27 protein-coding genes and 1 pseudogene are annotated in these 23,990 nt (G+C 55.2%); 10 read left to right on the top strand and 18 right to left on the bottom strand.

What is annotated here, in order from left to right; genetic code table 11:
• The first annotated feature begins 74 nt into the window (after positions 1-74).
• Entirely contained in the window at positions 75-965 is an 891-nt protein-coding gene (locus ACTJI7_RS06525) for an oxidoreductase (protein WP_248223176.1), read from the top strand.
• Positions 966-1,022: 57 nt separating this feature from the next.
• Here the strand turns inward: ACTJI7_RS06525 and ACTJI7_RS06520 are convergent, their stop codons facing one another.
• From ACTJI7_RS06520 to ACTJI7_RS06510, 3 genes are read right to left on the bottom strand one after another with little or no spacing between them, the layout of a single operon-like run.
• Positions 1,023-1,457, bottom strand: a complete 435-nt coding sequence (locus ACTJI7_RS06520) for a hypothetical protein (protein WP_048959767.1) — start codon at positions 1,455-1,457, stop codon at positions 1,023-1,025.
• On the bottom strand, positions 1,454-1,810 hold the full coding sequence (locus tag ACTJI7_RS06515; protein WP_045325586.1) for a tlde1 domain-containing protein: 357 nt from the start codon (positions 1,808-1,810) through the stop codon (positions 1,454-1,456). The genes ACTJI7_RS06520 and ACTJI7_RS06515 overlap by 4 nt, the downstream gene beginning before the upstream one ends.
• Before the next feature lie 10 nt (positions 1,811-1,820).
• Positions 1,821-2,312, bottom strand: coding sequence for an Hcp family type VI secretion system effector (locus ACTJI7_RS06510; protein ID WP_048959769.1), 492 nt, complete (start codon positions 2,310-2,312; stop codon positions 1,821-1,823).
• A gap of 448 nt (positions 2,313-2,760) precedes the next feature.
• On the opposite strand from ACTJI7_RS06510, the pseudogene ACTJI7_RS06505 reads away from it, so the two are divergent.
• Positions 2,761-2,913: pseudogene (locus ACTJI7_RS06505) on the top strand (ketopantoate reductase C-terminal domain-containing protein); the annotation flags it as partial.
• Between the two features lie 170 nt (positions 2,914-3,083).
• On the opposite strand, the gene ACTJI7_RS06500 reads toward ACTJI7_RS06505, so the two are convergent.
• Entirely contained in the window at positions 3,084-3,983 is a 900-nt protein-coding gene (locus tag ACTJI7_RS06500) for a LysR family transcriptional regulator (protein WP_028012259.1), read from the bottom strand.
• A 128-nt stretch (positions 3,984-4,111) separates the two neighbouring features.
• Between ACTJI7_RS06500 and ACTJI7_RS06495 the strand changes: the two genes are divergently transcribed.
• The gene (locus ACTJI7_RS06495) at positions 4,112-4,684 is read left to right on the top strand and encodes a flavin reductase family protein (RefSeq protein WP_028012260.1); all 573 of its coding nucleotides are present in this window, start codon (positions 4,112-4,114) and stop codon (positions 4,682-4,684) included.
• A gap of 111 nt (positions 4,685-4,795) precedes the next feature.
• Here ACTJI7_RS06495 and ACTJI7_RS06490 read toward each other — a convergent pair whose 3' ends face one another.
• Positions 4,796-5,692: a PhzF family phenazine biosynthesis protein gene (locus tag ACTJI7_RS06490; RefSeq protein ID WP_047367772.1), complete on the bottom strand. Its 897-nt coding sequence runs from the start codon at positions 5,690-5,692 to the stop codon at positions 4,796-4,798.
• Positions 5,693-5,932: 240 nt separating this feature from the next.
• On the opposite strand from ACTJI7_RS06490, the gene ACTJI7_RS06485 reads away from it, so the two are divergent.
• Positions 5,933-6,535 (top strand): site-specific integrase, encoded by a 603-nt coding sequence (locus tag ACTJI7_RS06485; protein WP_048958852.1) that lies wholly within the window; start codon positions 5,933-5,935, stop codon positions 6,533-6,535.
• A gap of 131 nt (positions 6,536-6,666) precedes the next feature.
• Here ACTJI7_RS06485 and ACTJI7_RS06480 read toward each other — a convergent pair whose 3' ends face one another.
• Together ACTJI7_RS06480 and ACTJI7_RS06475 are read right to left on the bottom strand one after the other, a co-directional pair.
• Positions 6,667-7,173 (bottom strand): AAA family ATPase, encoded by a 507-nt coding sequence (locus ACTJI7_RS06480; protein WP_047364322.1) that lies wholly within the window; start codon positions 7,171-7,173, stop codon positions 6,667-6,669.
• 275 nt (positions 7,174-7,448) lie between these two features.
• Positions 7,449-7,889, bottom strand: a complete 441-nt coding sequence (locus tag ACTJI7_RS06475) for a GNAT family N-acetyltransferase (protein ID WP_047364355.1) — start codon at positions 7,887-7,889, stop codon at positions 7,449-7,451.
• Between the two features lie 163 nt (positions 7,890-8,052).
• Here ACTJI7_RS06475 and ACTJI7_RS06470 point away from each other — a divergent pair, with 163 nt between their 5' ends.
• Entirely contained in the window at positions 8,053-8,409 is a 357-nt protein-coding gene (locus ACTJI7_RS06470) for a nuclear transport factor 2 family protein (RefSeq protein ID WP_072059941.1), read from the top strand.
• A gap of 121 nt (positions 8,410-8,530) precedes the next feature.
• On the opposite strand, the gene ACTJI7_RS06465 is transcribed toward ACTJI7_RS06470, so the two are convergent.
• Complete coding sequence (locus ACTJI7_RS06465; RefSeq protein WP_126345071.1) at positions 8,531-8,986, bottom strand: hypothetical protein; 456 nt, start codon at positions 8,984-8,986, stop codon at positions 8,531-8,533.
• A gap of 192 nt (positions 8,987-9,178) precedes the next feature.
• Positions 9,179-10,060, bottom strand: coding sequence for a LysR family transcriptional regulator (locus ACTJI7_RS06460; RefSeq protein ID WP_192978775.1), 882 nt, complete (start codon positions 10,058-10,060; stop codon positions 9,179-9,181).
• A 105-nt stretch (positions 10,061-10,165) separates the two neighbouring features.
• Here ACTJI7_RS06460 and budA point away from each other — a divergent pair, with 105 nt between their 5' ends.
• From budA to ACTJI7_RS06440, 4 genes are all read left to right on the top strand, one after another.
• Entirely contained in the window at positions 10,166-10,945 is a 780-nt protein-coding gene (budA, locus tag ACTJI7_RS06455; protein ID WP_028012263.1) for an acetolactate decarboxylase, read from the top strand.
• A gap of 13 nt (positions 10,946-10,958) precedes the next feature.
• Positions 10,959-12,638, top strand: a complete 1,680-nt coding sequence (alsS, locus tag ACTJI7_RS06450) for an acetolactate synthase AlsS (protein ID WP_440669905.1) — start codon at positions 10,959-10,961, stop codon at positions 12,636-12,638.
• A 20-nt stretch (positions 12,639-12,658) separates the two neighbouring features.
• Positions 12,659-13,429: a (S)-acetoin forming diacetyl reductase gene (locus tag ACTJI7_RS06445; protein ID WP_045631532.1), complete on the top strand. Its 771-nt coding sequence runs from the start codon at positions 12,659-12,661 to the stop codon at positions 13,427-13,429.
• A gap of 131 nt (positions 13,430-13,560) precedes the next feature.
• A complete protein-coding gene (locus tag ACTJI7_RS06440; RefSeq protein WP_045260739.1) occupies positions 13,561-14,034 on the top strand; it encodes a cold-shock protein in 474 nt (157 codons plus the stop codon).
• Positions 14,035-14,077: 43 nt separating this feature from the next.
• Here ACTJI7_RS06440 and ACTJI7_RS06435 read toward each other — a convergent pair whose 3' ends face one another.
• The 5 genes from ACTJI7_RS06435 to ACTJI7_RS06415 all read right to left on the bottom strand — a co-directional run bounded on the left by ACTJI7_RS06435 (position 14,078) and on the right by ACTJI7_RS06415 (position 19,088).
• The gene (locus ACTJI7_RS06435) at positions 14,078-14,782 is read right to left on the bottom strand and encodes an ABC transporter ATP-binding protein (RefSeq protein WP_126326955.1); all 705 of its coding nucleotides are present in this window, start codon (positions 14,780-14,782) and stop codon (positions 14,078-14,080) included.
• A complete protein-coding gene (locus ACTJI7_RS06430) occupies positions 14,769-15,605 on the bottom strand; it encodes an ABC transporter ATP-binding protein (RefSeq protein ID WP_136486433.1) in 837 nt (278 codons plus the stop codon). The genes ACTJI7_RS06435 and ACTJI7_RS06430 overlap by 14 nt, the downstream gene beginning before the upstream one ends.
• On the bottom strand, positions 15,598-16,431 hold the full coding sequence (locus tag ACTJI7_RS06425) for an ABC transporter permease (protein WP_049138756.1): 834 nt from the start codon (positions 16,429-16,431) through the stop codon (positions 15,598-15,600). Before ACTJI7_RS06425 ends, ACTJI7_RS06430 begins: the two co-directional genes overlap by 8 nt.
• Positions 16,431-17,444 (bottom strand): ABC transporter permease, encoded by a 1,014-nt coding sequence (locus ACTJI7_RS06420; RefSeq protein ID WP_440669901.1) that lies wholly within the window; start codon positions 17,442-17,444, stop codon positions 16,431-16,433. Before ACTJI7_RS06420 ends, ACTJI7_RS06425 begins: the two co-directional genes overlap by 1 nt.
• Before the next feature lie 75 nt (positions 17,445-17,519).
• Positions 17,520-19,088 carry an ABC transporter substrate-binding protein gene (locus ACTJI7_RS06415; protein ID WP_028012270.1) on the bottom strand — a complete coding sequence of 523 codons (1,569 nt, stop codon included), beginning with the start codon at positions 19,086-19,088 and terminating at the stop codon, positions 17,520-17,522.
• A gap of 199 nt (positions 19,089-19,287) precedes the next feature.
• Between ACTJI7_RS06415 and ACTJI7_RS06410 the strand changes: the two genes are divergently transcribed.
• Complete coding sequence (locus ACTJI7_RS06410) at positions 19,288-19,986, top strand: GNAT family N-acetyltransferase (RefSeq protein ID WP_028012271.1); 699 nt, start codon at positions 19,288-19,290, stop codon at positions 19,984-19,986.
• A gap of 32 nt (positions 19,987-20,018) precedes the next feature.
• Here the strand turns inward: ACTJI7_RS06410 and ACTJI7_RS06405 are convergent, their stop codons facing one another.
• The 4 genes from ACTJI7_RS06405 to ACTJI7_RS06390 form a co-directional block, all read right to left on the bottom strand.
• Positions 20,019-21,713 carry a thiamine pyrophosphate-binding protein gene (locus ACTJI7_RS06405; RefSeq protein ID WP_395274868.1) on the bottom strand — a complete coding sequence of 565 codons (1,695 nt, stop codon included), beginning with the start codon at positions 21,711-21,713 and terminating at the stop codon, positions 20,019-20,021.
• A 33-nt stretch (positions 21,714-21,746) separates the two neighbouring features.
• Positions 21,747-22,487 (bottom strand): SDR family oxidoreductase, encoded by a 741-nt coding sequence (locus ACTJI7_RS06400; RefSeq protein ID WP_047367684.1) that lies wholly within the window; start codon positions 22,485-22,487, stop codon positions 21,747-21,749.
• A gap of 273 nt (positions 22,488-22,760) precedes the next feature.
• Positions 22,761-23,408, bottom strand: a complete 648-nt coding sequence (locus ACTJI7_RS06395; protein ID WP_028012274.1) for an anti-sigma factor — start codon at positions 23,406-23,408, stop codon at positions 22,761-22,763.
• Positions 23,405-23,959, bottom strand: coding sequence for an RNA polymerase sigma factor (locus tag ACTJI7_RS06390; RefSeq protein ID WP_048998929.1), 555 nt, complete (start codon positions 23,957-23,959; stop codon positions 23,405-23,407). Before ACTJI7_RS06390 ends, ACTJI7_RS06395 begins: the two co-directional genes overlap by 4 nt.
• Positions 23,960-23,990: the final 31 nt, after the last annotated feature.

Raw genomic sequence — 23,990 nt, 5'->3', positions numbered from 1 at the left:
ATAGACAACGACGTGGCGCTCACTTTTCAGGGTGGTATAACTGTTAGCAGGCTTAGCGAAAAGAGGGGTTAACCATGTCTGAGAATCCAGTGATTGCGCTGATTGGTCCCGGTGCGATTGGCACCACCATTGCCGCGGTGTTGCATGACGCTGGCCGCACGCCGCTACTCTGCGGACGCACCGCGCATCCGGAATTACGCCTGCGTTACGACGAGGGGGAAATTGTGGTGCCCGGTCCGGTATTCACCGATCCGACCGTCATTACTCGCCCCGCAGATCTTGTTTTTGTGGCGGTAAAAACGACGCAAAACGCCGACAGCGCCGGGTGGCTGCGCGCGCTGTGCGATGAAAATACCGTGGTCTGCGCCCTGCAAAACGGCGTAGAGCAGAAGGCGCAGCTTGAGCCTTTGGTCAGTGGCGCAACGGTGCTGCCGTCGGTGGTCTGGTTCCCGGCGCAGCGCGAGCCGGATGCCTCCGTCTGGCTGCGCGCCAAACCGCGCCTGACGCTGCCGGACGTGCACCAGGCGCAGCGGGTGGTCGAAGCGCTTCGTGATACGCGCTGCGCGGTTGAGCTCTCGGAAGATTTCCCCACCGTCGCCTGGCGCAAGCTGCTGCAAAACGCGGTCGCCGGGCTGATGGTGCTGGCCAACCGCCGCGCCGGGATGTTCAGGCGCGAGGATATCAGCGAGCTGGCGCTGGCCTACCTGCGCGAAGGGCTGACCGTCGCCCGCGCTGAAGGGGCGAAGCTGAACGATGACGTGGCGCAGGAGATCCTGGCGAAATTCCAACGCGCGCCCGTGGATTTGGGTACGTCGATTCTCGCCGACCGTCAGGCGGATCGCCCGATGGAGTGGGATATCCGCAACGGCGTCATCCAGCGCTACGGCCGCAGGCACGGCATTGCGGTGCCCATCAGTGATGTGGTGGTGCCGCTGCTGGCGGCGGGGAGCGAGGGGCCGGGGTGAGCCTGGGTCTGGAGTGAGTGAAGGAAAGACCCGGCCGTTGTGCGCCGGGTAGCGTCTCTACTTAGCCTGACGGGCTTTCTCTGCTTTCAACTCTTCCATGGTTGCCTCCAGAATCCAGAGGCACTGAGCACCCTCAACCGTCTCCAGCAGCGCCCGGCGGGTACGCTGATAGAACGCGTCGATTTCTTCGGGGGATTTCTCTAAAGGCGGCGTGCAGACAATATCGCTGCCTACCATGTGCGGCCACTTTCCGGCGTCAATGGCGCGGAGCGCTTTCAACGTTGCGTTCGTGTTTGTTATGAGCGCTGCGGCTAAGGAGTCCTCCAGCTGTTGCGCCTGCTTGACGTCTGCCGTGGCAGCCAGCGTTGGGGCTTGCGCTATCCAGTTTGCATCACCAGAGGCGATTCCATTAAGTGCTGAGGGCCAGTCAGTGCTGGCTGCAATGGCTGGGACGGCGAGCGCACATAGCAGGAGTACGGTAGGGTATTTCATCGCACGACCTCAAGGTCACCGCCGTCACGAAGGATTTTACGTCGCGTTGACAGTGAGAGAATGATGCACCCCTCTGATGCAAACCCGGCTGGACCATACTTGTGGTCACCATGAATGCGGAATTCTGAGCGACCAAAACTCTCTCCGGAGGTTTGCTCAAGGATGATTGTAATTGGTCCTTTTGAATTCGAATGACCCGCGATTTTATATGTCCCGCGAGGCAGTGGCCCCAGTCCCTTTACATGCTGACGGTCCGGGTTGTTTTTATTCGTAAGAGCTCCGGAATATCCGGTTTCAATTAATTTGCCGTCTTTATACATCTTGCCGGTAGACTGCTCATACTTCCATACCATAACGTTCTCCTTATGTCGTTTTGCGATCATTCCAGCTATCAGAATGCATGATGTTACCGTCGACATAGCGCCAGGTAATTTTTTCATACAGCAGTTCTACCAGCTCAAGATGGTTATGTTTCTCATAGTCAGGATCTTTGACGTCAAGCATCATTGGACAGACGCTGAGGATCGTCACTCCCTCCATAATTGTGGAAAAATATTCCACTTCCTGGCCGGCATCGTTGATACGGTAAAACTTTACCTCTGCGGATTTTAGCTTCTGGCCTGTACTGACTGCCTTGTACAAATAGGGGCTGGAGGCGTCGATCTCTTTATCGAAAGAATAAGGGGAATGGACGCGAAGACTTGTTGCTTTGCCGTTATGCTTGTCCGTGGGTTGCATTACGCCGTGGTTCAGTGCGATTAACTCAATACTTCCTTCACGACCATGTATATCGACAGAGCCTTTGATGTCGGCACCACCGTCGTCTTTGAGCCATAAATAAGCGGGAATAGCCATTTGTATAAAACTCCATTTAAGAAAATCCTGAAAAAGCCTTTTGGTTAAGTTGGTTAGGTAACCATGGTGACGCTAGCGCTTATAAAGTGGGTCGTCAATTTTTGTACGATTTGGATATGAAATGATCTGCATTTTCGTTGATATAAATTAAGAAAATGTGGGATCTTACGGTTAGAAACTCGAAAATTTATTAATGTTTAATGCCGTGGTTTTACTTAAGTATTAATTAAGTAAATATTGATTGAAAGTCTAATAAATATTTGGGTTGTTATTAGGTTTATATCTATTTAACGATTTATTGATTGGTTAAAAGCTCATAACGGTTCGTCAGAATACCCGCAAATCCCTAGCGACATGCCTGAAACAGTTAAAGAGGTTAAGCAGAAAATCCTACTTCCGATGCTTATATAGCCGTCTGGTTAGCTGCCAGTGCAGATCTTTTATGCTGTCATTCCTGGCCGACCGTCAGGCGGATCGCCCGATGGAGTGGGATATCCGCAACGGCGTCATCCAGCGCTACGGCCGCAAACACGGCATTGCGGTGCCCATCAGCGACGTGGTGGTGCTGCTGCTGGCGGCGGGGAGCGAGGGGCCGGGCTAACGGCCGCTGTTTTTCCATTCGGCAAAGTAATGGGCGGCCGTGCTGCCCATCGCTTTTCTAAACAAAATGATAAACGCATTCATACCTGAGAGTGGAGGCGGGCCGATAGAGAGGAAGGGAGATGAATATGAATGTCCGCTCTGTGCCAGCAGCAGACGTTGAGGAGAATATTATTTTGATGTGAAATATTTGCGTAATATTTTTTCTAATAGCGAGAAAACGACCGTCACCCTTTTGGGAGTAATCAGCTGGTAAGGTCGATATAAATAAAATTGCCATTTCTCCTGTCGGAGCTCTGGCAGTGGGGGAACAAGTTGGCCGCTTGCTAAGTACTCCCTACAGATAAAATCGCTGGATTGTACAACCGTTTTTCCGGCCAATGCAGCCTGAATTTCGGCGTATGGGTCTGTAGTATAAAACTCAATATGACGAGGGACAAAAGTATTCACTGCGTCACTCATAAACTCAAATGATTTTCCTGTCTCAGGATTAATTAAACCACTAAATGGATAACGCTGTCGAAGATCTTCTAAATCAGTAGGTGCTCCCAGACGCTCAATAAGTTCAGGGGATGCAACCAAAATATGTTCAACTTGTCCGATGTTTTTAATGATAAAGTTTGGATTAGGTTCTCGCCCTACGCGTATACCTATATCGATACGATGCTCAATAGTATCAAGTTTCATCATATCTAAACGCCAGTCAATAAATAAATCAGGATAGGGGCGTAGTGCAGTCAAGAGTTCATACAAGATTTGTTCATGATTTGGAAATCGAAGTAATGTGATGCGAACAATACCTTTCATTTCATTATCATCTTTCGCCATCTGAAATAATTTTTCAGAATCTTCCAGCAGTCGCTTCGCTTGGGGTAAAAATAGTTCGCCGAAACTGGTGAGAAAGATCGAACGAGTATTGCGTTTGAATAAAGGTTCACCAAGTTGTTTCTCCAACTCAGCGACTGTTCGGGTTACTACTGATGGTGAAACCGACAGTTTGATGGCTGCTTCGCGGAAGTTCAAGGTCTCAGAGGCGATGATGAAAAATTTTAGTGCATCAAGTTTGTTCATGATTATTGTGAAATTTGCAATAATGTATTTTGATAATAGCAATTAATTTGCAACTATTCCAGCCATATAATCGAACAATCAAATAAGTAACCTGTCTTACTTTTTATCAGAACTCAAAAGAGTAAATTATGTCAATTCAACCAGTAGAGTTAAACAAAGCCTATCGTTTATTACAGGTCGGGCCAACCACGATGATATCGGCTAAAAATGATGGCATTGAAAATGTCATGGCAGCGGCCTGGGTGGGATTAGTAGGCAATAACAAAGTGATGGCTTTTATAGGTCCACAGGCATTTACTCGCGGGCTTGTAGAAAAAAGCGGATATTACGCTGTCCAGATCCCAGTAGTAAATCAGATGGAAATGGTTTTATATGCTGGAGGCCACAGTTATTCCGACACACCAGATAAAAATAGTAAAATCCCACTATTTTATCAGAAAGAGTTTGATCTGCCTTTAGTTGAAGGTTGCGCTGGCTGGTTAGTATGTAAGGTCATACCCAATGAAGAAAATGAAAAGCAGCACAACTTGTTCTTGGGGGAAATTGTCGGAGCATGGAGTGATGACCGCGTTTTCAGAAATGGGCACTGGATTTTTGATGATGCGCCTGATGAATTACGTACTGTCCATTACGTAGCTGGTGGACAGTTTTATGCCATTGGCAAAGGTACAAAATTTAATTATGGTCCGGGAAAAGACTAATCCTTACTTCTGTATAAATGTAGCCATATAACATGTCTACATAGAGGTAGTAGCAAAAAAAAACAATTAAGATGTCCGCTTTTCGCTCAGAGCGGACTAAACGCACATGCTTCAAGGCAAAGTAAACGAGCCTTCCATGACAATAACGCTTTTCCCTCCCACCCTGACGGATGGTGTTTCTGACGTGCCATCGTAGCCTGAAAACAATATGCTGGCCCGTCCCATATCTACGCCCTGGCTTACACAGAGCGAAAGTTCTTTTTCATTGCGAAGCTGTGCCAACAGGGCAGTAACTGCCGCTGTCGCACTACCTGTTGCTGGATCTTCGGTCATTCGTGGCGTAAACATACGGGCCTGCAAATCACACTGGTTTTCAGGATCAGTTTCCAGCGTATAGGCATAAACAGAAACCGCACCGTCTAGTGGCAGAATGGCCCGGAAACCCTGCAAATTCGGGACACAACTGCGAAGCGCGTTCCGCGTTGCGAGCTCTACAATCAAAAATGGTAAGCCAACTGAGGCAACGAGAGGCATATGTATTTCTGTACGTATATCACTAGTTTCCAGAGACAGGCAGGTGGCCACTTTTTCTGGATTGACCTCGGAGTAGCAGGATAATGCTTCTGGCACCAGAAGCTCTGCTCCTGTGACCATTTTATTTTCTCTAATAATTCTGACTGGCACCAGCCCGGCACCCTCTTCAAAAAGTAACGTTTCAGGCAGCGATATGCCATTGAGTTCAGCCTGGTTTGCCAGGACAAAAGCCGTCCCCACATTGGGATGACCGGCGAAAGGTATTTCACGCGATGGGGTAAAAATCCGTACCCGGGCTGTATTTGATAAATCTTCGGGTGGTAAGACGAAGGTCGTTTCACTGTAGCCAAATTCTAAGGCGAGCAGTTGCATTTGCTCAGTAGTCAGTCCCTTGGCATCCAGAACGACTGCAACCGGGTTGCCGCAAAAAGGTTTATCAGTAAACACATCTGCAATCACATAACGTCTTCTCACCACGACCTCTAATTCCATGTTTTAAAATGAATTCATATTCACGCTTTTAGTTGTTTTCAACATACGTTCACAGGAATGCATAAGCCAATGGTATTTTCCAGAATGAAAAACTTTCATCAAAGGTGAAACACCACAACTTTGGCAGCCATCTTTAAGATTAATAGAATAAGCGCTAACTTCCGCATTTCGCTCATAAGAGACAACCATACTCAAATCTCCCACATTGCAGGAGATTTGAGTATGAACACGTCACCGTGGAATAAAGACCGTATCATAGGCCAAAAAAGACCACTTCAGATATCTCATATCTGGGGGATCCGAATCCGGCTTGAACTGGAAGGTAAAACGCGTGATTTAGCTCTGTTCAATATGGCCTTAGACAGTAAGCTACGAGGCTGCGATCTGGTGAACCTCAAAGTATCTGATGTTGCATATGGTAGCTCGGTTTCAAGCAGAGCAACGGTGCTGCAACAGAAAACCGGTAGCCCTGTGCAATTTGAGATAACCAAAGGGACAAGAGAAGCTGTTGCTGCATTGATAAAGCTTGGCAATTTGCACAGTAAAGACTTCTTGTTTCGGTCTCGGATCGGAACTAACCGGCACATATCAACCCGACAATACAGCCGAATTTTTTATGGGTGGGTAGAAAAGCTTGGTCTCGAAGCTTCGCTTTACAGCACACATTCCATGAGAAGAACAAAACCTTACCTGATATACAAGAAAACCAAGAATCTCCGGGTGATCCAACTTCTGTTGGGCCATATGAAACTGGAAAGCACTGTCCGTTATCTAGGCATCGAAGTCGATGATGCGTTAGAGATCTCTGAATCGATTGAAGTCTAAGGTTGTCAGGGCTGCAACAGCAGCCCTGTGCCAAAAGCAGACGTTGAAAACATTGTAGAATCGAATATTGCTATAAAAGCTAGAAGAATTAATAAGCCGCCAGCAGACGGCTTATGTGTAGAAAGGTAGATTCAGCTGTATTCAACGATATTAAACCCTTCATCAGCAGTTGGTTCTGAGAAATAATGCGTTATGATTTCAAATTGTTGATCTGAGGTCGAAAATTCATGTTCTCCTTCTGCATTACGCACGCGTAAGCGGGATTTACATACGTCATCAGAAACTTTCAGATAGTGCAGCTGATTACTGGCACCTGACTCCATAATAATGCTCATCATCCATTCACGATTTGTTTGTGTGTTTGCCGGAAAATCAAGAACTACTGATAAACCAGCTTTTAGTAGTGACACCAGATGAGGCTTCATGGCATTTCTTAGTCTTAATGAATACTGCACATAATCAGATATGGATTGCATTTCATTAGCAAAGAGGGTAGCCAGCCAGTGATCCTCGCTGACAATTACAGTCCCAGGTGATGATCCTAATTTTGCTGACAACGTGGATTTTCCTGATGCAATTTTTCCACATAACAAGTGCAGGACAGGTTTTTCAGGCGTCGTGACTGCATTTATGTCCATTGTTTACCTCACTGGATTGTTACCGGTAAGGCCCGCCTTACCGGCGGGAAAATGGCGAACGTTATCCCACCTGAATTCGACAGGTGATAATAATGATTGATTCGAATAGCACAAAGTGTGTTTTCATCGACATTCAAGTTAACAGGGTTTGGATGAAAAACCAGCATTTTTTCACTTATACGCTTAATGTCCGCTGTTCGCTCTCAGCGGACCTTCAGCTCAGTTAGATCGTCCGCTCTGTGCCAGAAGCGGACGTTTACGAAAGAGGTCTTTGCTCAAACGCAGCGAATTTTCTCTAATCTAATATCGGATTCGCTAACATTTCCTTTCTCAATCCAGCCCAGCCGCCTATAAAATTCTGCCGCACGACTGTTTTTGTCGGTTTCAAGCCAGGCAACCTCATGATGTTTGAATAATTCCTGCTCTGCGAGTCCAACAAGTCTGCGGCCTAAACCTCGGCCTTCATATTTAGGTAGAACAAATGCCGCAAAAAGGCATGCTTCATCGGGCAAAATCATTGAAAAACCAGTCACTTTTTCATCATCTTCAGCAACCCATGCGCAACGACTTTTTTCAATCATATCGGTGACAACGCTCTCGGTAATTCCCATCCGCTCCATTTCTTCTCGACTGAGATGATTTTCTTTAACCGAAGTCCTGACGTCAAAAATACCCTCTATATCAGAGGGTAGAGCTAATCTTGTCCTTATATTCATCGTATTATTCCATTCATGATACAGTGTAATTTTGATGATTAACCCGCTCATAGCAGATCCACATCGCCGCATTTCACATTAGATCTGTGCCGGGGACGGACGTTGCATTCCTCCGATTATCACCTTAAGAGTTAATGTTCGATTGTGATGAGGGAAAAATACTATGCTACTGGATACGTTAAAAAGACTCGAATGTTTACTTCATGGCAGCAGGCGGAAAGATCGGAAATGGCTTGAACAGATACTCCATGAAAGATTTAGCGAAATAACGCGCTCAGGAGTATTAGTTGATCGTGCACAGACTATTGAAGCCCTTTCGAGGGAAGACTGCGTTCCAGCTATTCTTAGTAGTGATTTCCGGCTTATCATCATTAGAGATAATTTCGCAATATTGCATTACAGAACTGTCCATCCAGATGGTAGTCGTGCATCCCTTCGTTCTTCATGCTGGGAAATCTCTGAGAACGGGCAATGGAAATTGGTATTCCATCAGGGAACACCTGAGGCAGAGAGCATGTAGTCGTCAAATGCAACGTCCGCTCCTCGCTCTTAACGGACATTCAACAAACTACTCTGTACTTTGAGTAAGGCCAAAGTCCTGCTTTTTACCCCAGCAGAACCCCGGCCACCCATCACCCGCCTCAGTGCGCCGTTATATAAGGCTCCTTCACAAACTCCGCCAGCAGCCAGACCATATCATGCAACAGCCCGGTGAGCTCTTTCGCCACGCTCGCAGGTAATGTCCCGCCCATTACTGTCAGCGTTAACGCCACGGCATAATCCACCTGTAGCGCCGTTTCTTGCCAGCATTCTGGCACGCAGGAGGTTATCTTTTCCCCCGCAATGAGCCGTTCCACCAGATACGGTGGAAGTTCTGAGTCACAGCACTCGCGCAGCCGTTTCAGCGCAGCCAGTAGTCGCTCGCATAGCGTGGCAAATGTCACTGCGTCGTAAGTTTCCACCAGTACGCTTACGTAAGCGGCGCAGGCATCGGCCAGTTCGAAGAGATCCGCAGAATCGGAAATTGGGTGGTTGATGAGCTGGTGAACAACGCTTTCCTCAGAAAGCGCGTAGGAAAATTCAGGGGTAGTCGCCATTTAGCATCCTCTTTGTCTAAAAAATGTCATGTTATGCTAACGGGTTCCTACGCCCGGTTACGGTTGTGCCGCAACGCAGGCACTTTACGACCGCGGAGAAGGGATGAAAAGGGATAACCCTGAATTACATAAGGTTGCTTGCAGGTTTGCGAGGCGGCTTCCAGAACGGCATTTCCGGGCACCGCCGCACCATTAATCCTCGCTCAGCATCGCCAGAAACCGCTTCACCGTCCGCGAACGTTCGAAGCGCCGCCAGCAGAGCGCGATATCGGTATAAAGCTCCGGCGAGCGCAGCGCGTGGTAGGTGACATTCGGCGGTGAAATGGCCGCCATGGATTTCGGCACCAGCGCGAACCCGCCGCCGGCGGAGACCATGCTCAGGGAAGAGGAAAGCTGCGACGACTGCAGCGCGCGCTGCACGTTTATTCCGGCCCGCTCGCAGCAGCCGTAAACCCGGTCATACAGACCCGGCGCGACTTCCTGCGGGAACAGCACCACCGGCGTATCCCGCAGTTCCTCCAGCGCCAGATCGTCGCACGTCGCCAGGGGATGATCGCGATGCAGCGCCACCACCATTGGCTCCCGGTCGAGGATTTTTAATTCGAATACCTTGCTGCTTTCGCACGGCAGGCGCACAAAGGCGATATCCAGCTCACCCTCCGCCAGCATCGTGGTCAGCGACGACATGTTGGCTTCCACCTGGTGAACCTGCACTGCCATGTTCTGCACCTGAAACTGGCGGATCAGGGCGAAGATTTTGGGATGAAAGGCATCCGAACTGGTAATGCCAATCGACAGGCTGCCGTTCAGCCCGCGCGCGATGCCCCGGGCTTTCTCCAGCGCGGCGTCGCTCAGTGCCAGGATCTTACAGGCGTCCTCATAGAAGGCTTCTCCCGCCTCGGTCAGCTCCACGCCCCGCGTCAGGCGTCTGAACAGCGGCGTGCCCACTTCCTCCTCAAGCCGTTTGATCTGCTGGCTCAGAGGAGGTTGTGAAATACCCAGCGCGTTGGCCGCCCTGGTGAAGTGTCGCTCGCGTGCTACCGCGACAAAATAGCGCAGATAACGAAGTTCCATATCAAAAACGTCTCAAACCAGCATGGATTCTATATTGGAACTCTCTGCTGAATCGGGTCAACATTTATTTAACCTTTATAAATAAAGTTGAAGAGGACGAGCATGATGATGCATTCATCTGCATGCGACTGTGAGGCGAGTTTATGCGAGACCCTGCGCGGGTTCTCGGCTCAACATCCTGACAGCGTGATCTATCAGACATCGCTAATGAGCGCCCTGCTAAGCGGCGTCTACGAAGGGGAGACCACCATCGCCGACCTGCTGGCACACGGCGATTTTGGCCTCGGCACCTTTAACGAGCTGGACGGCGAAATGATTGCCTTCAGCAGCCAGGTCTACCAGCTGCGCGCCGACGGCAGCGCCCGCGCCGCGAAGCCGGAGCAAAAGACGCCGTTCGCGGTGATGACCTGGTTCCAGCCGCAGTACCGCAAAACCTTCGACGGGCCGGTCAGCCGTCAGCAGATCCACGACGTGATCGACCAGCAGATCCCCTCCGATAACCTGTTCTGCGCGCTGCGCATCGACGGCAACTTCCGTCACGCGCACACCCGCACCGTACCGCGCCAGACGCCACCGTACCGGGCGATGACCGACGTGCTGGACGACCAGCCGGTGTTCCGCTTTAACCAGCGCGAGGGCGTGCTGGTGGGGTTCCGTACCCCGCAGCATATGCAGGGGATAAACGTGGCGGGCTATCACGAACACTTCATCACCGACGACCGACAGGGCGGCGGCCATCTGCTCGACTACCAGCTGGAGAGCGGCGTGCTCACCTTCGGTGAAATTCACAAGCTGATGATCGACCTGCCCGCCGATAGCGCGTTTTTACAGGCCAACCTGCACCCCAGCAACCTTGATGCGGCTATCCGCGCCGTCGAAAACTAACAGGAGAACTACCGTGAACAGTGAGAAACAGTCACGTCAGTGGGCGCACGGCGCCGATATGGTTGTCGGCCAGCTGGAAGCGCAGGGCGTGAAGCAGGTGTTCGGGATCCCGGGGGCAAAAATCGACAAGGTCTTTGATTCCCTGCTGGACTCCTCCATTGAGATCATTCCCGTACGCCACGAGGCCAACGCGGCGTTTATGGCGGCGGCAGTGGGGCGGTTGACCGGCAAAGCCGGGGTGGCGCTGGTCACCTCCGGACCGGGCTGTTCGAACCTGATCACCGGTATTGCCACCGCCAACAGCGAAGGCGACCCGGTGGTAGCGCTGGGCGGGGCGGTGAAGCGGGCAGATAAAGCGAAGCTGGTGCATCAGAGCATGGACACCGTCGCGATGTTCAGCCCGGTGACGAAATACGCCGTAGAAGTGAACTCCCCGGACGCGATTGCCGAGGTGGTGTCCAACGCGTTTCGCGCCGCCGAGCACGGCAGGCCGGGCGGGGCGTTTGTCAGCCTGCCGCAGGATATTGTCGACCAGCCCACCACGGGGGCGATTTTGCCCGCCAGCGGTCCCGCGCTGATGGGGCCGGCACCGGAATCCGCCATTAACGACGTGGCGAAGCTTATTGAAAAGGCTAAAAACCCGGTCATCTTACTCGGCCTGATGGCCAGCCAGCCCGCGAACAGCGCCGCGCTGCGCAAGCTGCTGGAAAAAAGCCGCATTCCGGTCACCAGCACCTATCAGGCCGCCGGGGCGGTGAATCAGGAGCACTTCACCCGCTTTGCCGGACGCGTCGGCCTGTTTAACAACCAGGCGGGCGACCGGCTGCTGCATCTGGCGGATCTGATTATCTGCATCGGCTACAGCCCGGTGGAGTACGAGCCTTCTATGTGGAACAGCGGCGACGCCACGCTGGTGCACATTGACGTGCTGCCCGCCTATGAGGAGCGCAAGTATGTTCCCGATCTGGAGCTGGTGGGGGATATCGCCGCCACGCTGAACCTGCTCGCCAGCCGCATTGAGCACAAGCTTGAACTGAGCCAGCGCGCCTCGGAAATTCTGGTCGATCGCCAGCATCAGCGGGACCTCCTCGACCGCCGCGGCGCATCGCTTAACCAGTTTGCCCTGCATCCGCTTCGCATCGTGCGCGCCATGCAGGACATCGTGAACAACGACGTGACGCTTACCGTCGATATGGGCAGCTTCCACATCTGGATTGCCCGCTACCTCTATAGCTTCCGCGCGCGTCAGGTGATGATCTCCAACGGTCAGCAGACCATGGGCGTGGCGCTGCCGTGGGCGATTGGCGCGTGGCTGGTCAACCCGGGGCGCAAAGTGGTGTCGGTCTCCGGCGACGGCGGCTTTTTGCAGTCGAGCATGGAGCTGGAAACCGCCGTACGCCTCAACGCCAACGTGCTGCACATCATCTGGGTGGATAACGCCTACAACATGGTTGCCATTCAGGAAGAGAAAAAATACCAGCGTCTTTCCGGCGTCGAGTTCGGCCCGGTCGACTTCAAAGCCTATGCCGACGCGTTCGGCGCGAAAGGCTTTGCCGTGGAGAGCGCCGACGCGCTCGAACCGACGCTGCGTGCCGCAATGGATGTCGATGGCCCGGCCGTGGTGGCCCTTCCCGTCGACTACAGCGATAACCCGCTGCTGATGGGCCAGCTCCATCTCAGCCAGATTTTGTGAATCAACATAAGGACAGAGAAATGCAAAAAGTGGCTCTCGTAACCGGCTCAGGCCAGGGGATTGGCAAAGCGATCGCGCTTCGTCTGGTGAAGGATGGTTTTGCCGTCGCTATCGCCGATTACAACGAAGAGACGGCGAAAGCGGTAGCCGATGAAATCACCCGCAGCGGCGGGAAGGCTGTCGCCGTGAAGGTCGACGTCTCTGACCGCGAGCAGGTGTTTGCGGCCGTGGAGAAAGCCCGCACCGAACTGGGCGGCTTCAACGTTATCGTCAACAACGCCGGGGTGGCGCCGTCCACGCCGATCGAATCCATCACGCCGGAGATTGTCGACAAGGTCTACAACATTAACGTGAAAGGGGTGATCTGGGGCATTCAGGCCGCGATTGACGCGTTCCGCAAAGAGGGACACGGCGGCAAAATCATCAACGCCTGCTCACAGGCGGGGCATACCGGCAACCCGGAGCTGGCCGTCTACAGTTCCAGTAAATTTGCGGTGCGCGGCTTAACCCAGACCGCCGCACGGGATCTTGCTCCGCTGGGGATCACCGTTAACGCCTACTGCCCGGGCATCGTTAAAACGCCGATGTGGGCGGAGATCGACCGTCAGGTCTCCGAGGCGGCGGGTAAACCGCTCGGCTACGGGACCGAGACCTTTGCCAAACGCATTACGCTTGGCCGCCTGTCCGAACCGGAAGATGTTGCCGCCTGCGTTTCATATCTTGCCGGGCCAGACTCTGACTATATGACCGGCCAGTCTCTGCTCATCGATGGTGGGATGGTGTTCAACTAAATTCTAATAAGCTCTGACATGAGTTTTCCCCTGCCTCCGTGCAGGGGCTTTTTTTTGTCTCCTCCGCCATTGTGCATTACACTGCGCGCTGCAAAACTTTAGTCATTACGATCTGACAGGCGGTAACAGCGATGAACGGTACAATCACAACGTGGTTTAAAGATAAAGGCTTCGGATTTATCAAAGATGAAAACGGCGACAACCGCTATTTTCATGTGATTAAGGTCGCGAACCCCGATCTGATTAAAAAAGACGCTGCGGTGACCTTCGAGCCAACCACCAACACCAAAGGCCTTTCCGCGTATGCGGTGAAGGTGATCCCCGAAAGTAAGCACCTCTATATTGCAGGCGAGCGCGTGAAGCTCACCTCGATCAAATCCTTCGTGGTATTCAGCGAAGAAGAGCCCGTTGAGACCAAAATCGACAAAGAGAACGCGGTGCTGTCGGTGGGGCTGCTGATGAACAGCATCAAACCAAAATCCGACAAGAAGCCGGGTGAAATGCGCACGGTGAAGAAGCTGGCGATCACCACCTTCCAGAACACGACGATGATCTTTACCGAAGATGAAATCGACATCGACGCGACGGTTAAGCTGCTGAAGTAATTTTATGCCGGGTGGCGGCGATGCCTTGCCCGGCCTGCAAAACTTAACCCATTCTGTGCTCGCCCCGTAACATCGCCTCACGGTCAAACACCTTCTGGATCGCCCCGTGCGCCATAAACGCTGCCCGGTCGGACATATGGGCAATCACGTCCGCGTCGTGGCTCACCAGCAGATAGGTCATCTCATGCTCGGCCTTCAGGCGGTTAAGCAGGTTCAGGATTTCCGCCTGCACCGACATATCCAGCGCCGAGGTCGGTTCATCCAGCAGCAGAAGCTGCGGGCGCAGCAGCAGCGCCCGGGCAATGGCAACGCGCTGGCGCTGGCCGCCGGAAAGCTGGTGCGGGTAGCGCCTGCCCGCGTCGGCGGAAAGTCCCACCTGCTGCAGCGCATCCGCCACCTTTTCCGCAACCTGCGTTTCGCCGTGTAGGCTTAACGGCTCCGACAGGGTGCGCGCAATGGTGTGGTTTGGATGCAGCGAGGCCCACGGATCCTGAAACACCATCTGCACGTTGCGGCGAAGCTTGCCTTCAAAGCGGCGCCCTGGCGTTAACGTTTCCCCCAGCAGGGCAATACCGCCGCGCCACTCGCGCTGTAGCCCTGCCAGCACGCGCAGAAGGGTCGATTTGCCGCAGCCGGATTCGCCAATCAGGCTGAACGTCTCGCCTCTCTCTATGCTAAAGCTGGCGGCAGAGACCGCCGTTTTTTCCCCGAAGGTGACCTGCACCTGGTTAACCTCAACGAGCGCCATCGCTGGCCTCCTTCCACGGCTGCGAACGATCGAGCGTCGGCAGCATCTGTCCATAAGTATGGGCGTCTGGACGACAGGTCCACAGGGTGCGGGTGTACGGATGCGTCGCCTGCGGGAGCCGGCTTGCCGCCATCTCATCGACCTTTTCACCCTGATACATCACCAGCACGCGGTCGCAGTGCTCCGCCACCAGCGGCAGATCGTGGCTGATTAACAGCATCGCCATCTGGCGTTCTTCGCACTGCTGCACCAGCAGCTCGAGGATCTGATTGCGCAGGCGGGCGTCCAGCGCGGAGGTCGGTTCGTCGGCAATCAGCACCTGCGGGTTGTTGATCAGCGCAATCGCAATCATCACCCGCTGGCCCATGCCCCCGGAAAGCTCGCCGGGATAGCGTGACAGCACGTTCTCGTTCAGCCCGACGGCGCGGATGATGTCGTGAATGCGCGCCGCACGCTCCGGGCGCGTCAGGCGCTGATGCAGCGTGAGCGCCTCATCAAGCTGGGCGGCGACGCTTTTCACGGGGTTTAGGGCGTAGCGCGGGTCCTGCAGGACCATCGCAATCCCGTTGCCGCGCAGCGCCTGCCAGCGGCGGGCGTTCAGGGTCAGCAGATCGTTGCCAAGCACGTTAAGCCGGTTCGCGCTCACGATACCGGGTTTACGCACCAGACCCATCAGGGCGCGGGCGGACATCGACTTACCGGAGCCGGATTCTCCCACCAGCGCCAGCCGCTCGTTGCCAAGCCGAAAGCTCAGGTTGTTGACCACGCGCGCGGCGGGGTAGTCGATATTCAGCGCATCGACGATAACGCGGTGTTCAGTCATGCTGTGGCTCCAGTACGTCGCGCAGGCCATCGCCCAGCAGGTTAAACGCCAGGCTGGCAAACAGGATGGCGCCGCCCGGAATGGCGGCAATCCACCACTGGTCGAAAATCACCTGCATGCCGTCGGCAATCATCGCCCCCCATTCGGCCATGGGCGGACGCGCGCCAAGGCCGAGGAAGCCGAGACCGGCGGCGGCCAGAATAATCCCCGCCAGATCCAGCGCCAGCCGCACAATCGCGGACGGCAGGCACAGGGGCAGAATATGGCCGACCAGCAGGCGCAGGCCGCGGATCCCCATCATCTCCGCGGCGGCCAGATAATCGCTGTGGCGCAGACGCTGAATCTCGCTCCGCGCCTGACGCGCGTAGGCGGGCCAGGTGGTTAAGGCCAGCGCCAGCGCGCCGTTGACCAGCCCCGGGCCAAGCATCGCCACAAACGCGAAGGCGAGGATCAGGCGCGGCATCGACATCACCACGTCGGTAAAGCGCATCAGGATACGCTCCACCCAGCCGCCGTAGTAGCCGGACAATATGCCCACCAGCAGCCCGGCGGGCAGGGTAATGACCGTCACCAGGGCCACCAGCCCGAGCGCCGGACGGGTGCCGTAAATCAGGCGCGAGAGCAGATCGCGCCCGTAGCTGTCGGTGCCCAGCCAGTGCTGGGCGCCAGGTGCCTCCAGGCGCGCGGCAGCGTCCTGCCAGTTCGGATCAACCGGCGCCAGCCAGGGCGCGAACAGGGCAATAAACACCAGCAGCGCGAGGCCAGTCAGTCCGCAAACGGCGGCAGGGGAACGGCGCAGGCGGCGTAAGAAGAGATAAAACGGCATCAGCGCACCCTGGGATCGGTCGCCCGCACAAGCAGGTCGGTAAGGTTATTGATCAGCACAAAGCAGACGCCAATCAGCAGCGTACCGCCCATAACCGCGGTCGTGTCTCCGGCGAACAGGGCGGTGGTGAGATAGCGTCCAATGCCCGGCCACGAGAAGACGGTTTCGGTTAATACCGCACCTTCCAGCATGCTGGTATAGGCCAGGGCGATCACCGTCAGCAGGGTGCTGCGAATGTTCGGCAGCACGTGGCGCAGCAGAATGGCCATCTCCCCGGCACCCTTGGCGCGGGCAAGCAGGATGTACTCCTTGTTCATTTCGCTGAGGCAGGCCGAGCGGGTCAGGCGGGTAATGCTTGCCAGCGAGTAATAGGCCAGCATCAGCACCGGCAGCACCAGGTGGCTGATGGCGTTGCGGAATGCCTCGCGATCGCCGGAAAGCCAGGTGTCTATCAGCGCAAAGCCGGTGCGCGGCTCGACGGTGAACTGCCAGATATCGTCCAGCCTGCCGGGGCCTACGCTCCACTGCAGCTTCGCGTAGAACAGGGCCAGCATCAGCAGGCCAAGCCAGAAAATCGGCACCGAGTTGCCGAGAAGGGTGAGCGTTCTGATCGCGACATCGAGCGGCGAACCGGCGTAGCGGGCGCACAGCACTCCCGCCGTCACGCCGAGCACGGACCCAATCATTAACGCCAACGTCGCCAGCTCCAGCGTAGCGGGGAAGGCGTGCAGCAGATCCTGCAGCACCGGCTGCCCGGTGGCGCTGGCGGTGCCTAAATCACCGTGGGCGAGATTTTGCAGATAGTGCCAGAACTGCACGGGTAGGGGACGATCCAGCCCGAGCTGGTGGCGAACCTGATCGTACGTTGACTGGCTGGCGTGATCCCCGACGATCTGCAGCACGCGATCGACCGGGGAAAACGCCGAAAGCGCAAACGTGATGAGCAGCAGCCCGAAGAGCGTCAGCAGCAGGGTCAGCAGACCCTGAAGCACGCGGGTGGAAAGATGCGGCATGGGAAATCGTTATCCAGAAAATATGCACGGACGACCCCCTCTCCCACGGGAGAGGGAGAGGGAGAAGGACAAGGGCTACTTCGTGACGCGATCGTACCAGACCATATCCGCGTTCAGCCCCTGCTGATATCCCTTCACGTTATCGCGCACCGCGATCTGGGTTTTGCCCTGATCGACGAACACGTACGGCGAGCTCTGCTGCAGCTGTTCCTGCATCTTCTTGTACAGATCCAGACGCTTCGCCGGATCCGGTTCGGCAACCGCCGCCAGCGTGGCCTTGTTCAGCTCCGGGATTTTCCAGCCGTTCAGACCGGCCACGGTGCTGGACTTCCCGTCGTTCCACGCGAAGGCGCTGGCGTTTGAGTGCGCATCGAAGTAGTCCGGGATCCACAGACGAATCGCCGCCTGATGCTGCTTAGCGCGCACGCGGGCATAGACCTGGCTCCCGGCGGCAGGCAGCAGATCCACCTTCACGCCACCCTGAGCAAAGCTCGCCTGCATCGACTGGGCAATAGTGATAAACGGCGGCTTGTTCTCCACGTCCAGCGTGAAGTGCGCGTCCTTAATGCCCGCTTTGGCGAGGATTGCCTTCGCTTTTGCCGGATCAAATTTAAACGGATTGTCTTCCAGCGCGCCCGGCAGGCCGACCGGCAGGAAGCTCTGGTGAACAAAATACTGGCCTTTCAGCAGGTTTTTAGTGATGCCGTCATAGTCGACCAGCCAGCGCGACGCTTCCCAGAACGCCGGGTTGTTCAGCAGCGGATTGGCGCTGTTGCCGGTGTTAAACACCAGGTAATTCTGCTCGGCGGACGGAATGCTCAGCACCTTCACGCCCGGCTTGCCGTCCAGAGCGCTAATCTGGTCTGCACCCAGATCGCGCGCGACATCCGCATCCCCCTGCTGGATCAGCAGGCGGCGTGAAGCCGGATCGGGAACGTTTTTAATGATGATGCTTTTGAGCTTCGGCGCGCCGCCGGGAGCGGAATCGTTGGCTTCCAGCACGATGGCCTGATGCGGCTGATAGACGCGCATTTTGAACGCACCGCTGCCCGCCGAGTGCATTTTCAGCCAGGCGTTGCCGAAGTCGTTATCCTTGACGTTTGCGGCGACCTGCTTTTCATCGACGATAGAGGCTATCGGCGTGGAGAGGATATTCAGCGCCACCGAGGGGCTAACGTCCGCCGTCCAGTGAAGCTGGAGGGTATGATCGTCCACCTTTTTCAGCTGGCTGGCGATGTTGCTCGCCTCCCAGCCCAGCACGTTGAGGATAAAGGCCGGGGATTTGTTCAGCATCACGGCGCGGGTATAAGAGAAAATCACGTCTTCCGGGCGCAGCGGGTTGCCGGAGGCGAATTTTGCATCGGGTTTAAGCTTGATGGTCAGGGTTTTTGCTGCCGCATCCGCGTCCCAGCTTTCTGCCAGAACCGGCGTGATTTTTTCCGGATTATCGCGGTCCGGCTGCACCAGACGCTGGTACAGGCTCGGCACGGTCTGGATGCTGGAGAGCTCGTTGGCTTCGGCCGGGTCGAGGCTCACGATGTCATCAAGACCCTGAGCAACTACCAGCGTCGTCGGCGGCGTAGCGGCGTGGGTAGCGCCTGAGAGCGCAGCCAGCATCAGTAACGGCAACAGTTTTTTTGTCATAGCGATCCCTGAGAAGAATATATTGTGATTGTTTTATGCTCCGCTACGTTAGGTCGACTCCACATTTCTTCAAAGTCGAAATTCTGCTTTGCTTATGCCATGCGGATATATCGCATGCGGCCTGGTTATTAACGCCTCTCTTTTCGCCGCCCTTTTAACCTGCTATAACAAAATTCTTACCTTTCAGGGAGTCACCCCCGTGCCCGAAATCAATCAATATGGTCAAACCGTTAACGATCTCGTCCCGGACTGGAAGTGCGCGCAGGTATTAACCCGCACGCCGCTGACCGGGCAGTATTGCCGTCTTGAGCCGCTGGACGCCGGGCGTCACGCGGCGGATCTCTTTGAGGCCTACGCGCTGGGCGACGACAGCGACTGGACGTGGCTTGCCAGCACCCGGCCTGAAAGCGTGGAAGCCACCGCACACTGGGTGTCCGGAAAGGTGATGGATGATGACCTAGTGCCCTTTGCCGTGATGGATTTACGCACTGAAAAGGCGGTCGGACTGGTGAGCTATATGGCGATAGAGCGCTTTCAGGGCTCGGTGGAGATCGGCCACGTCACCTGGTCGCGCAGGATGAAAGGCACCCGCATCGGCACCGAGGCGGTGTGGCTGCTGCTGAAAAACGCCTTTGACCACAAATACCGACGGCTGGAGTGGAAGTGCGATTCGATGAATACCGCATCGCGCAGCGCCGCGGAGCGGCTTGGGTTCGTCTGGGAAGGGCGCTTACGCCAGCGGCTGGTGCGGAAAGGCCGCAACCGCGACAGCGATATGCTTTCTATTATTGATGGCGAATGGCCGCAAAGAGACGCGGAGCTGCGCGCCTGGCTGGCGGCGGCGAATTTTGACGAGGAAGGACGGCAGATAAAGCGGCTTGAGGCGTTTCGGTTATAAGTTTTTATGTAGGGTACAGCACAACCACGCGGCTAATCCGCGGAAATCGCGATTTCAATCAGGTTGGTTTTTCCGGACTGCAGGCCGCGCGTTACCGCTTCGGCGATATCCGCCGCCTCGGTCACCCGGCAGCAGTGGACGCCCATGGCGGTGGCCAGCGACTGAAAATCAATATGCGGGTTCACGAGATCCATCCCGATAAAACGGCCCAGCTGCGTGGAGCTGTAGTCGGCCTGGCTCTTCATAAAGTTTTTCAGGATGTTGTACTCCCTGTTATTCATGACGATAAAGGTGACCGGCAGATTTTCGTGTGCTGCCGTCCATAGTGCCTGCGGCGAGTACAGGGAGGCCCCGTCGCCGATCAGGCAGACCACCGGCTCCCGTCCGCGTCCCAGCGAATGCCCCACGGAGGCAGGCATCCCCCAGCCCAGTCCGCCGCCGCGCATAAAGTAGTAGCGCTGATGCTGCTGGTCAGTGATGAACCGGCGGACATGCCTGGCGGTCGCTATCGCTTCATCAACGATGGTGGTACCCGCCGGAATGGAGCGGATGACCTCCCAGGCTGCGACCATCGGCGAAAGGGCCGGGCGAAGCCGCTCGGCGGCCAGACGTTCTTCCTGCAACTGCCACTCCTTCTCACGTTCGTCGCGGGCCGCCACCAGCAGCTGCTGGTGGGCCAGCGTATTGGCGATCAGGCGCTGCTCAAGCTTCGGCAGCAGTTCGTGCAGGGACAGTTTGATATCCCCCATCAGCGAAAGGCGAGTGGCATAGGTGCGGCCAAGCTCGTGCATATCCGCCGAGAGCTGATACACCGCGCAGGTTGCCGGAATGGCCTCGCCCTCGCTGTACAAAATGGTGATCAGGCTTCTGCCGCCGATGATAAACACGGCGTCATAGGCATTGACGATGCTGGCGATTTCGCTGGCGGTGGTGGGCATATTGCCCCGCCAGAGCGCGTGCTGGGTGGGAAATGGCAAATTCAGCGGCCAGGAGGAGCCGTAGACGTGGGCGCCGAGCGCTTCCGCCAGCTGGACAATTTCCTGCGTCGAGCCGCTGGAGTGCACCTCGTCGCCCGCCACAATCATGATCCTGCCCGGCGCGATCTCGCTGAGCGCCTCCGCCAGCTCGTCCAGCGAGCCCGCAACGGTGTGGTAGTTTACTCTCGACGCCGTCTGTATCCCGGCGTCGCTCAGCTCTTCCATCACGTTCATCGGCAGGGAGAGCAGCACCGGGCCGCCAGGAGGATAGCTGGCAGCGTGAAACGCGCGGCGCACCAGCACCGGGAGCTGGTCGGCGCTGGTGACCTCCTGCGCCCACTTCATGACTGGAGAGCCGATGGAAACAATATCATCATACAGAAGCGGGTCGCGGACGTAGTGTCGCGTATCCTGCTGTCCAACGGTCACCACCAGCGGGGTTTTCATAATCCGCGAATTAATGAGATTCCCCATGCCGTGCCCCAGGCCGCTGGCGGTATGCAAATTGATAAAGCCCGTTTTGCCGGAGGCTTTCGCATAGCCGTCGGCAATCGCCACCACGGTGCTCTCCTGAAGCGCCAGAATATAGTGAATATTTTCATGGCGAAGCAGGGCATCAATGAGCGGAAGTTCGGTGGTGCCGGGGTTGCCAAAAATATATTCCACGCCTTCACTCTCCAGCACTTCAAGAAGAATATCGGCACCCGTTCGCATATTGAGATCTGATAAGGACGTTAATGATTTAATCATAATGACACCTCATTCAGCATTATTTAACGCAGGCTAAAATTCTTCCTGCGTTGGACGCACAACAATTTCATTAATATCAACGTCGCCAGGCTGTTCTATGGCAAATAAAACCGCGCGGGCAACTGCGTCAGCCGGAATAGCCTGCTTATAAAACTCATGGAGAAATTTTTTGCTGTCTTCGTCAGAGCTGCCGAATTGCAGTTCGCTTTCGACGGCGCCGGGCGAAATTAGCGTCGTGCGGATAGTTTTACCTGCCTCCTGACGTAAGCCTTCGCTCAGCGCGCGGACGGCGAATTTCGTGGCGCTATACACCACGCCGCCAGGGGCCAGCACCTTGATGCCCGCAACGGAGGCAACGTTAATAAAATGCCCGCTGCCCTGACGCTGGAACACCGGGAGCGCGGCAGCGATGCCGTACAGCACGCCCTTCAGATTGGTATCAATCATCTTGTCCCATTCGTCGGTTTTCAGCTCGCTGAGGGGGGCGATAGCCATAAAGCCCGCGTTATTGATCACCACATCCACGCGCTGGTATGCGGCAACGGCAGCGTCAATGGCGCGCTGCACCTCTTCCTGACGGGTCACGTCGGCCTTTACGGCAATCGCCTTGCCGCCCTGCTGAATAATCTGATCCACCAGGGCATTAATTCTGTCCAGACGGCGCGCCACCAGCACCAGCGAAAACGCGTTATTCGCTAAATGGAGGGCAATGGCCTGACCAATACCGCTGCTGGCACCGGTGATGACAACAACTTTATTTGCACTAATATTCATGATCTTATCTCGCTATTGAGTGATGCAAAAAATAAAAGGCAGAGAAGAATTAATGAATAATGATAAATTCATTAATGCGATTTTTGATATATTGTGTATCGGGAATAAAATGATGTTCGTTTAAAACTTAATGGAGTACGCAAGCGTCTGTCAATGTCGTTTTTTAATAATTAAATTAATTGCAGGCCTAATATTTAATTCTTATAGGTAACCGAGAATATTATATAAATAAAAGGGGGGAACGATAGCGGCCCTGCAAACAGGGCCTGAGGATTACAGTTTGCCACTGTAAAGCACCGGACCTGTGGGGAGGCCGGTAGGCGATCCGCCCTCTGGTTCAAGGCTTATGGCTATCGTGGCGTCAGCAGGGAGTGTTGCGTTCCTGAGGGTGACGCGTGTGGGGATGTCGTTATGCAGCAGCCCCATGGATACCGGCGCCTGCCCGCCTGGGATCAGCCAAAGCTGCAGGCTGTGTTGCGCGGCGACAGCTGTCGGTCGAAGCGGGGCAATGCTCAGGTGCTGGCGGCTGGCGTCCGCGCTGACGACCCACTGCCCGTGCTGTTGGGCATCGTTGAGTACCATCAGCGGAGCGAGTTCCGGGGCTCGGGTGGCATACCAGGCAACGACCGTCAGGGCGGCGAGTGAGGCCGCAACCATCCAGCCGAGATAAGGCCGACTTTGGCGTAAAGGCTTTTTGGGCGGCAGGTCGAGGGCGATTCTTTTCCACACCGTCTCGGGTGGAGGGACGGGCACAAGATGACTATCCAGCGTGCTGAACATGTCCTGCCAGTACGCCACGCGGGCGGCCAGAGCCGGTTCACGGAGGACCCTTTTCTGGAACTGAAGCCGCGCTCCTCCCCGCAGCGTGCCGAGGGCATACTCTGCTGCCAGCATGTCGTCGCGTTTTTCTGCGTCATTCATAACCCCACGCACTCCCGAAGATGATCCATTGCCCGACGTATCCAGCTTTTCACCGAGCCTACAGGCTGCTGGAGCCAGTCGGCAATGTCGCTGTGAGACATTCCCTGATAGTAGGCGAGCGTAATGCTCTGGCGCTGCTCGCTGCTCAAATGTTCGAGACAATGCCTGAGCCGCTCTGCCTGCGCATCGTCGTGCCAGTTATTCTGCTCATCGTTTTCGCCGGGCAAAAGCGCTTCGTTATACGGCGACTCGCGGTCGGCAGCGCGGGTTTGCCCGCTGCGCAGCCAGTCAATACAGCGATTGCGAACAATATGCGTAAGCCAGGTCATTGGGGAGCTCAGTGCAGCGTTGTAGGTTTCGGCTTTACTCCAGACGGTGATAAAACAGTCGTGAAGGATCTCTTCTGCCCACGCGCGGTCGCGCAGCATGCGCAGCGCGACGGCAAACAGGTGTGGCGATGTGAGTCGATAGAGTTGTTCAAATGCGCGGCGATCGCCGTTTGCGACCGCCTGCATTAATTTCTGCTGCTGTTCTGCCAGCGCGTTATCCATGTTTTTCCCGGAAGGTAACGTCACACTTCCG

The sequence above is a fragment of the Enterobacter sp. 22499 genome, assembly GCF_052044815.1.
GTDB classification, from domain to species: domain Bacteria; phylum Pseudomonadota; class Gammaproteobacteria; order Enterobacterales; family Enterobacteriaceae; genus Enterobacter; species Enterobacter bugandensis.
Note: the sequence above shows the minus strand (reverse complement) of the source record. Positions and strands in the feature narration are given on the sequence as shown.

Excerpts from the sequence above, each read along its gene's own strand:
- ACTJI7_RS06430 (WP_136486433.1), bottom strand. The coding sequence starts at position 15,605 with ATGACTGAACACCGCGTTATCGTCGATGCGCTGAATATCGACTACCCC.
- ACTJI7_RS06440 (WP_045260739.1), top strand. The coding sequence starts at position 13,561 with ATGAACGGTACAATCACAACGTGGTTTAAAGATAAAGGCTTCGGATTT.
- ACTJI7_RS06495 (WP_028012260.1), top strand. The coding sequence starts at position 4,112 with ATGTCAATTCAACCAGTAGAGTTAAACAAAGCCTATCGTTTATTACAG.
- ACTJI7_RS06460 (WP_192978775.1), bottom strand. The coding sequence starts at position 10,060 with ATGGAACTTCGTTATCTGCGCTATTTTGTCGCGGTAGCACGCGAGCGA.
- ACTJI7_RS06525 (WP_248223176.1), top strand. The coding sequence starts at position 75 with ATGTCTGAGAATCCAGTGATTGCGCTGATTGGTCCCGGTGCGATTGGC.
- budA (WP_028012263.1), top strand. The coding sequence starts at position 10,166 with ATGATGCATTCATCTGCATGCGACTGTGAGGCGAGTTTATGCGAGACC.
- ACTJI7_RS06395 (WP_028012274.1), bottom strand. The coding sequence starts at position 23,408 with ATGAATGACGCAGAAAAACGCGACGACATGCTGGCAGCAGAGTATGCC.
- ACTJI7_RS06480 (WP_047364322.1), bottom strand. The coding sequence starts at position 7,173 with ATGGACATAAATGCAGTCACGACGCCTGAAAAACCTGTCCTGCACTTG.
- ACTJI7_RS06400 (WP_047367684.1), bottom strand. The coding sequence starts at position 22,487 with ATGAATATTAGTGCAAATAAAGTTGTTGTCATCACCGGTGCCAGCAGC.
- ACTJI7_RS06415 (WP_028012270.1), bottom strand. The coding sequence starts at position 19,088 with ATGACAAAAAAACTGTTGCCGTTACTGATGCTGGCTGCGCTCTCAGGC.
- ACTJI7_RS06445 (WP_045631532.1), top strand. The coding sequence starts at position 12,659 with ATGCAAAAAGTGGCTCTCGTAACCGGCTCAGGCCAGGGGATTGGCAAA.
- ACTJI7_RS06405 (WP_395274868.1), bottom strand. The coding sequence starts at position 21,713 with ATGATTAAATCATTAACGTCCTTATCAGATCTCAATATGCGAACGGGT.
- ACTJI7_RS06515 (WP_045325586.1), bottom strand. The coding sequence starts at position 1,810 with ATGGTATGGAAGTATGAGCAGTCTACCGGCAAGATGTATAAAGACGGC.
- ACTJI7_RS06425 (WP_049138756.1), bottom strand. The coding sequence starts at position 16,431 with ATGCCGTTTTATCTCTTCTTACGCCGCCTGCGCCGTTCCCCTGCCGCC.
- ACTJI7_RS06485 (WP_048958852.1), top strand. The coding sequence starts at position 5,933 with ATGAACACGTCACCGTGGAATAAAGACCGTATCATAGGCCAAAAAAGA.
- ACTJI7_RS06435 (WP_126326955.1), bottom strand. The coding sequence starts at position 14,782 with ATGGCGCTCGTTGAGGTTAACCAGGTGCAGGTCACCTTCGGGGAAAAA.
- ACTJI7_RS06475 (WP_047364355.1), bottom strand. The coding sequence starts at position 7,889 with ATGAATATAAGGACAAGATTAGCTCTACCCTCTGATATAGAGGGTATT.
- ACTJI7_RS06390 (WP_048998929.1), bottom strand. The coding sequence starts at position 23,959 with ATGGATAACGCGCTGGCAGAACAGCAGCAGAAATTAATGCAGGCGGTC.
- ACTJI7_RS06470 (WP_072059941.1), top strand. The coding sequence starts at position 8,053 with ATGCTACTGGATACGTTAAAAAGACTCGAATGTTTACTTCATGGCAGC.
- ACTJI7_RS06420 (WP_440669901.1), bottom strand. The coding sequence starts at position 17,444 with ATGCCGCATCTTTCCACCCGCGTGCTTCAGGGTCTGCTGACCCTGCTG.
- ACTJI7_RS06520 (WP_048959767.1), bottom strand. The coding sequence starts at position 1,457 with ATGAAATACCCTACCGTACTCCTGCTATGTGCGCTCGCCGTCCCAGCC.
- ACTJI7_RS06465 (WP_126345071.1), bottom strand. The coding sequence starts at position 8,986 with ATGGCGACTACCCCTGAATTTTCCTACGCGCTTTCTGAGGAAAGCGTT.
- ACTJI7_RS06500 (WP_028012259.1), bottom strand. The coding sequence starts at position 3,983 with ATGAACAAACTTGATGCACTAAAATTTTTCATCATCGCCTCTGAGACC.
- ACTJI7_RS06510 (WP_048959769.1), bottom strand. The coding sequence starts at position 2,312 with ATGGCTATTCCCGCTTATTTATGGCTCAAAGACGACGGTGGTGCCGAC.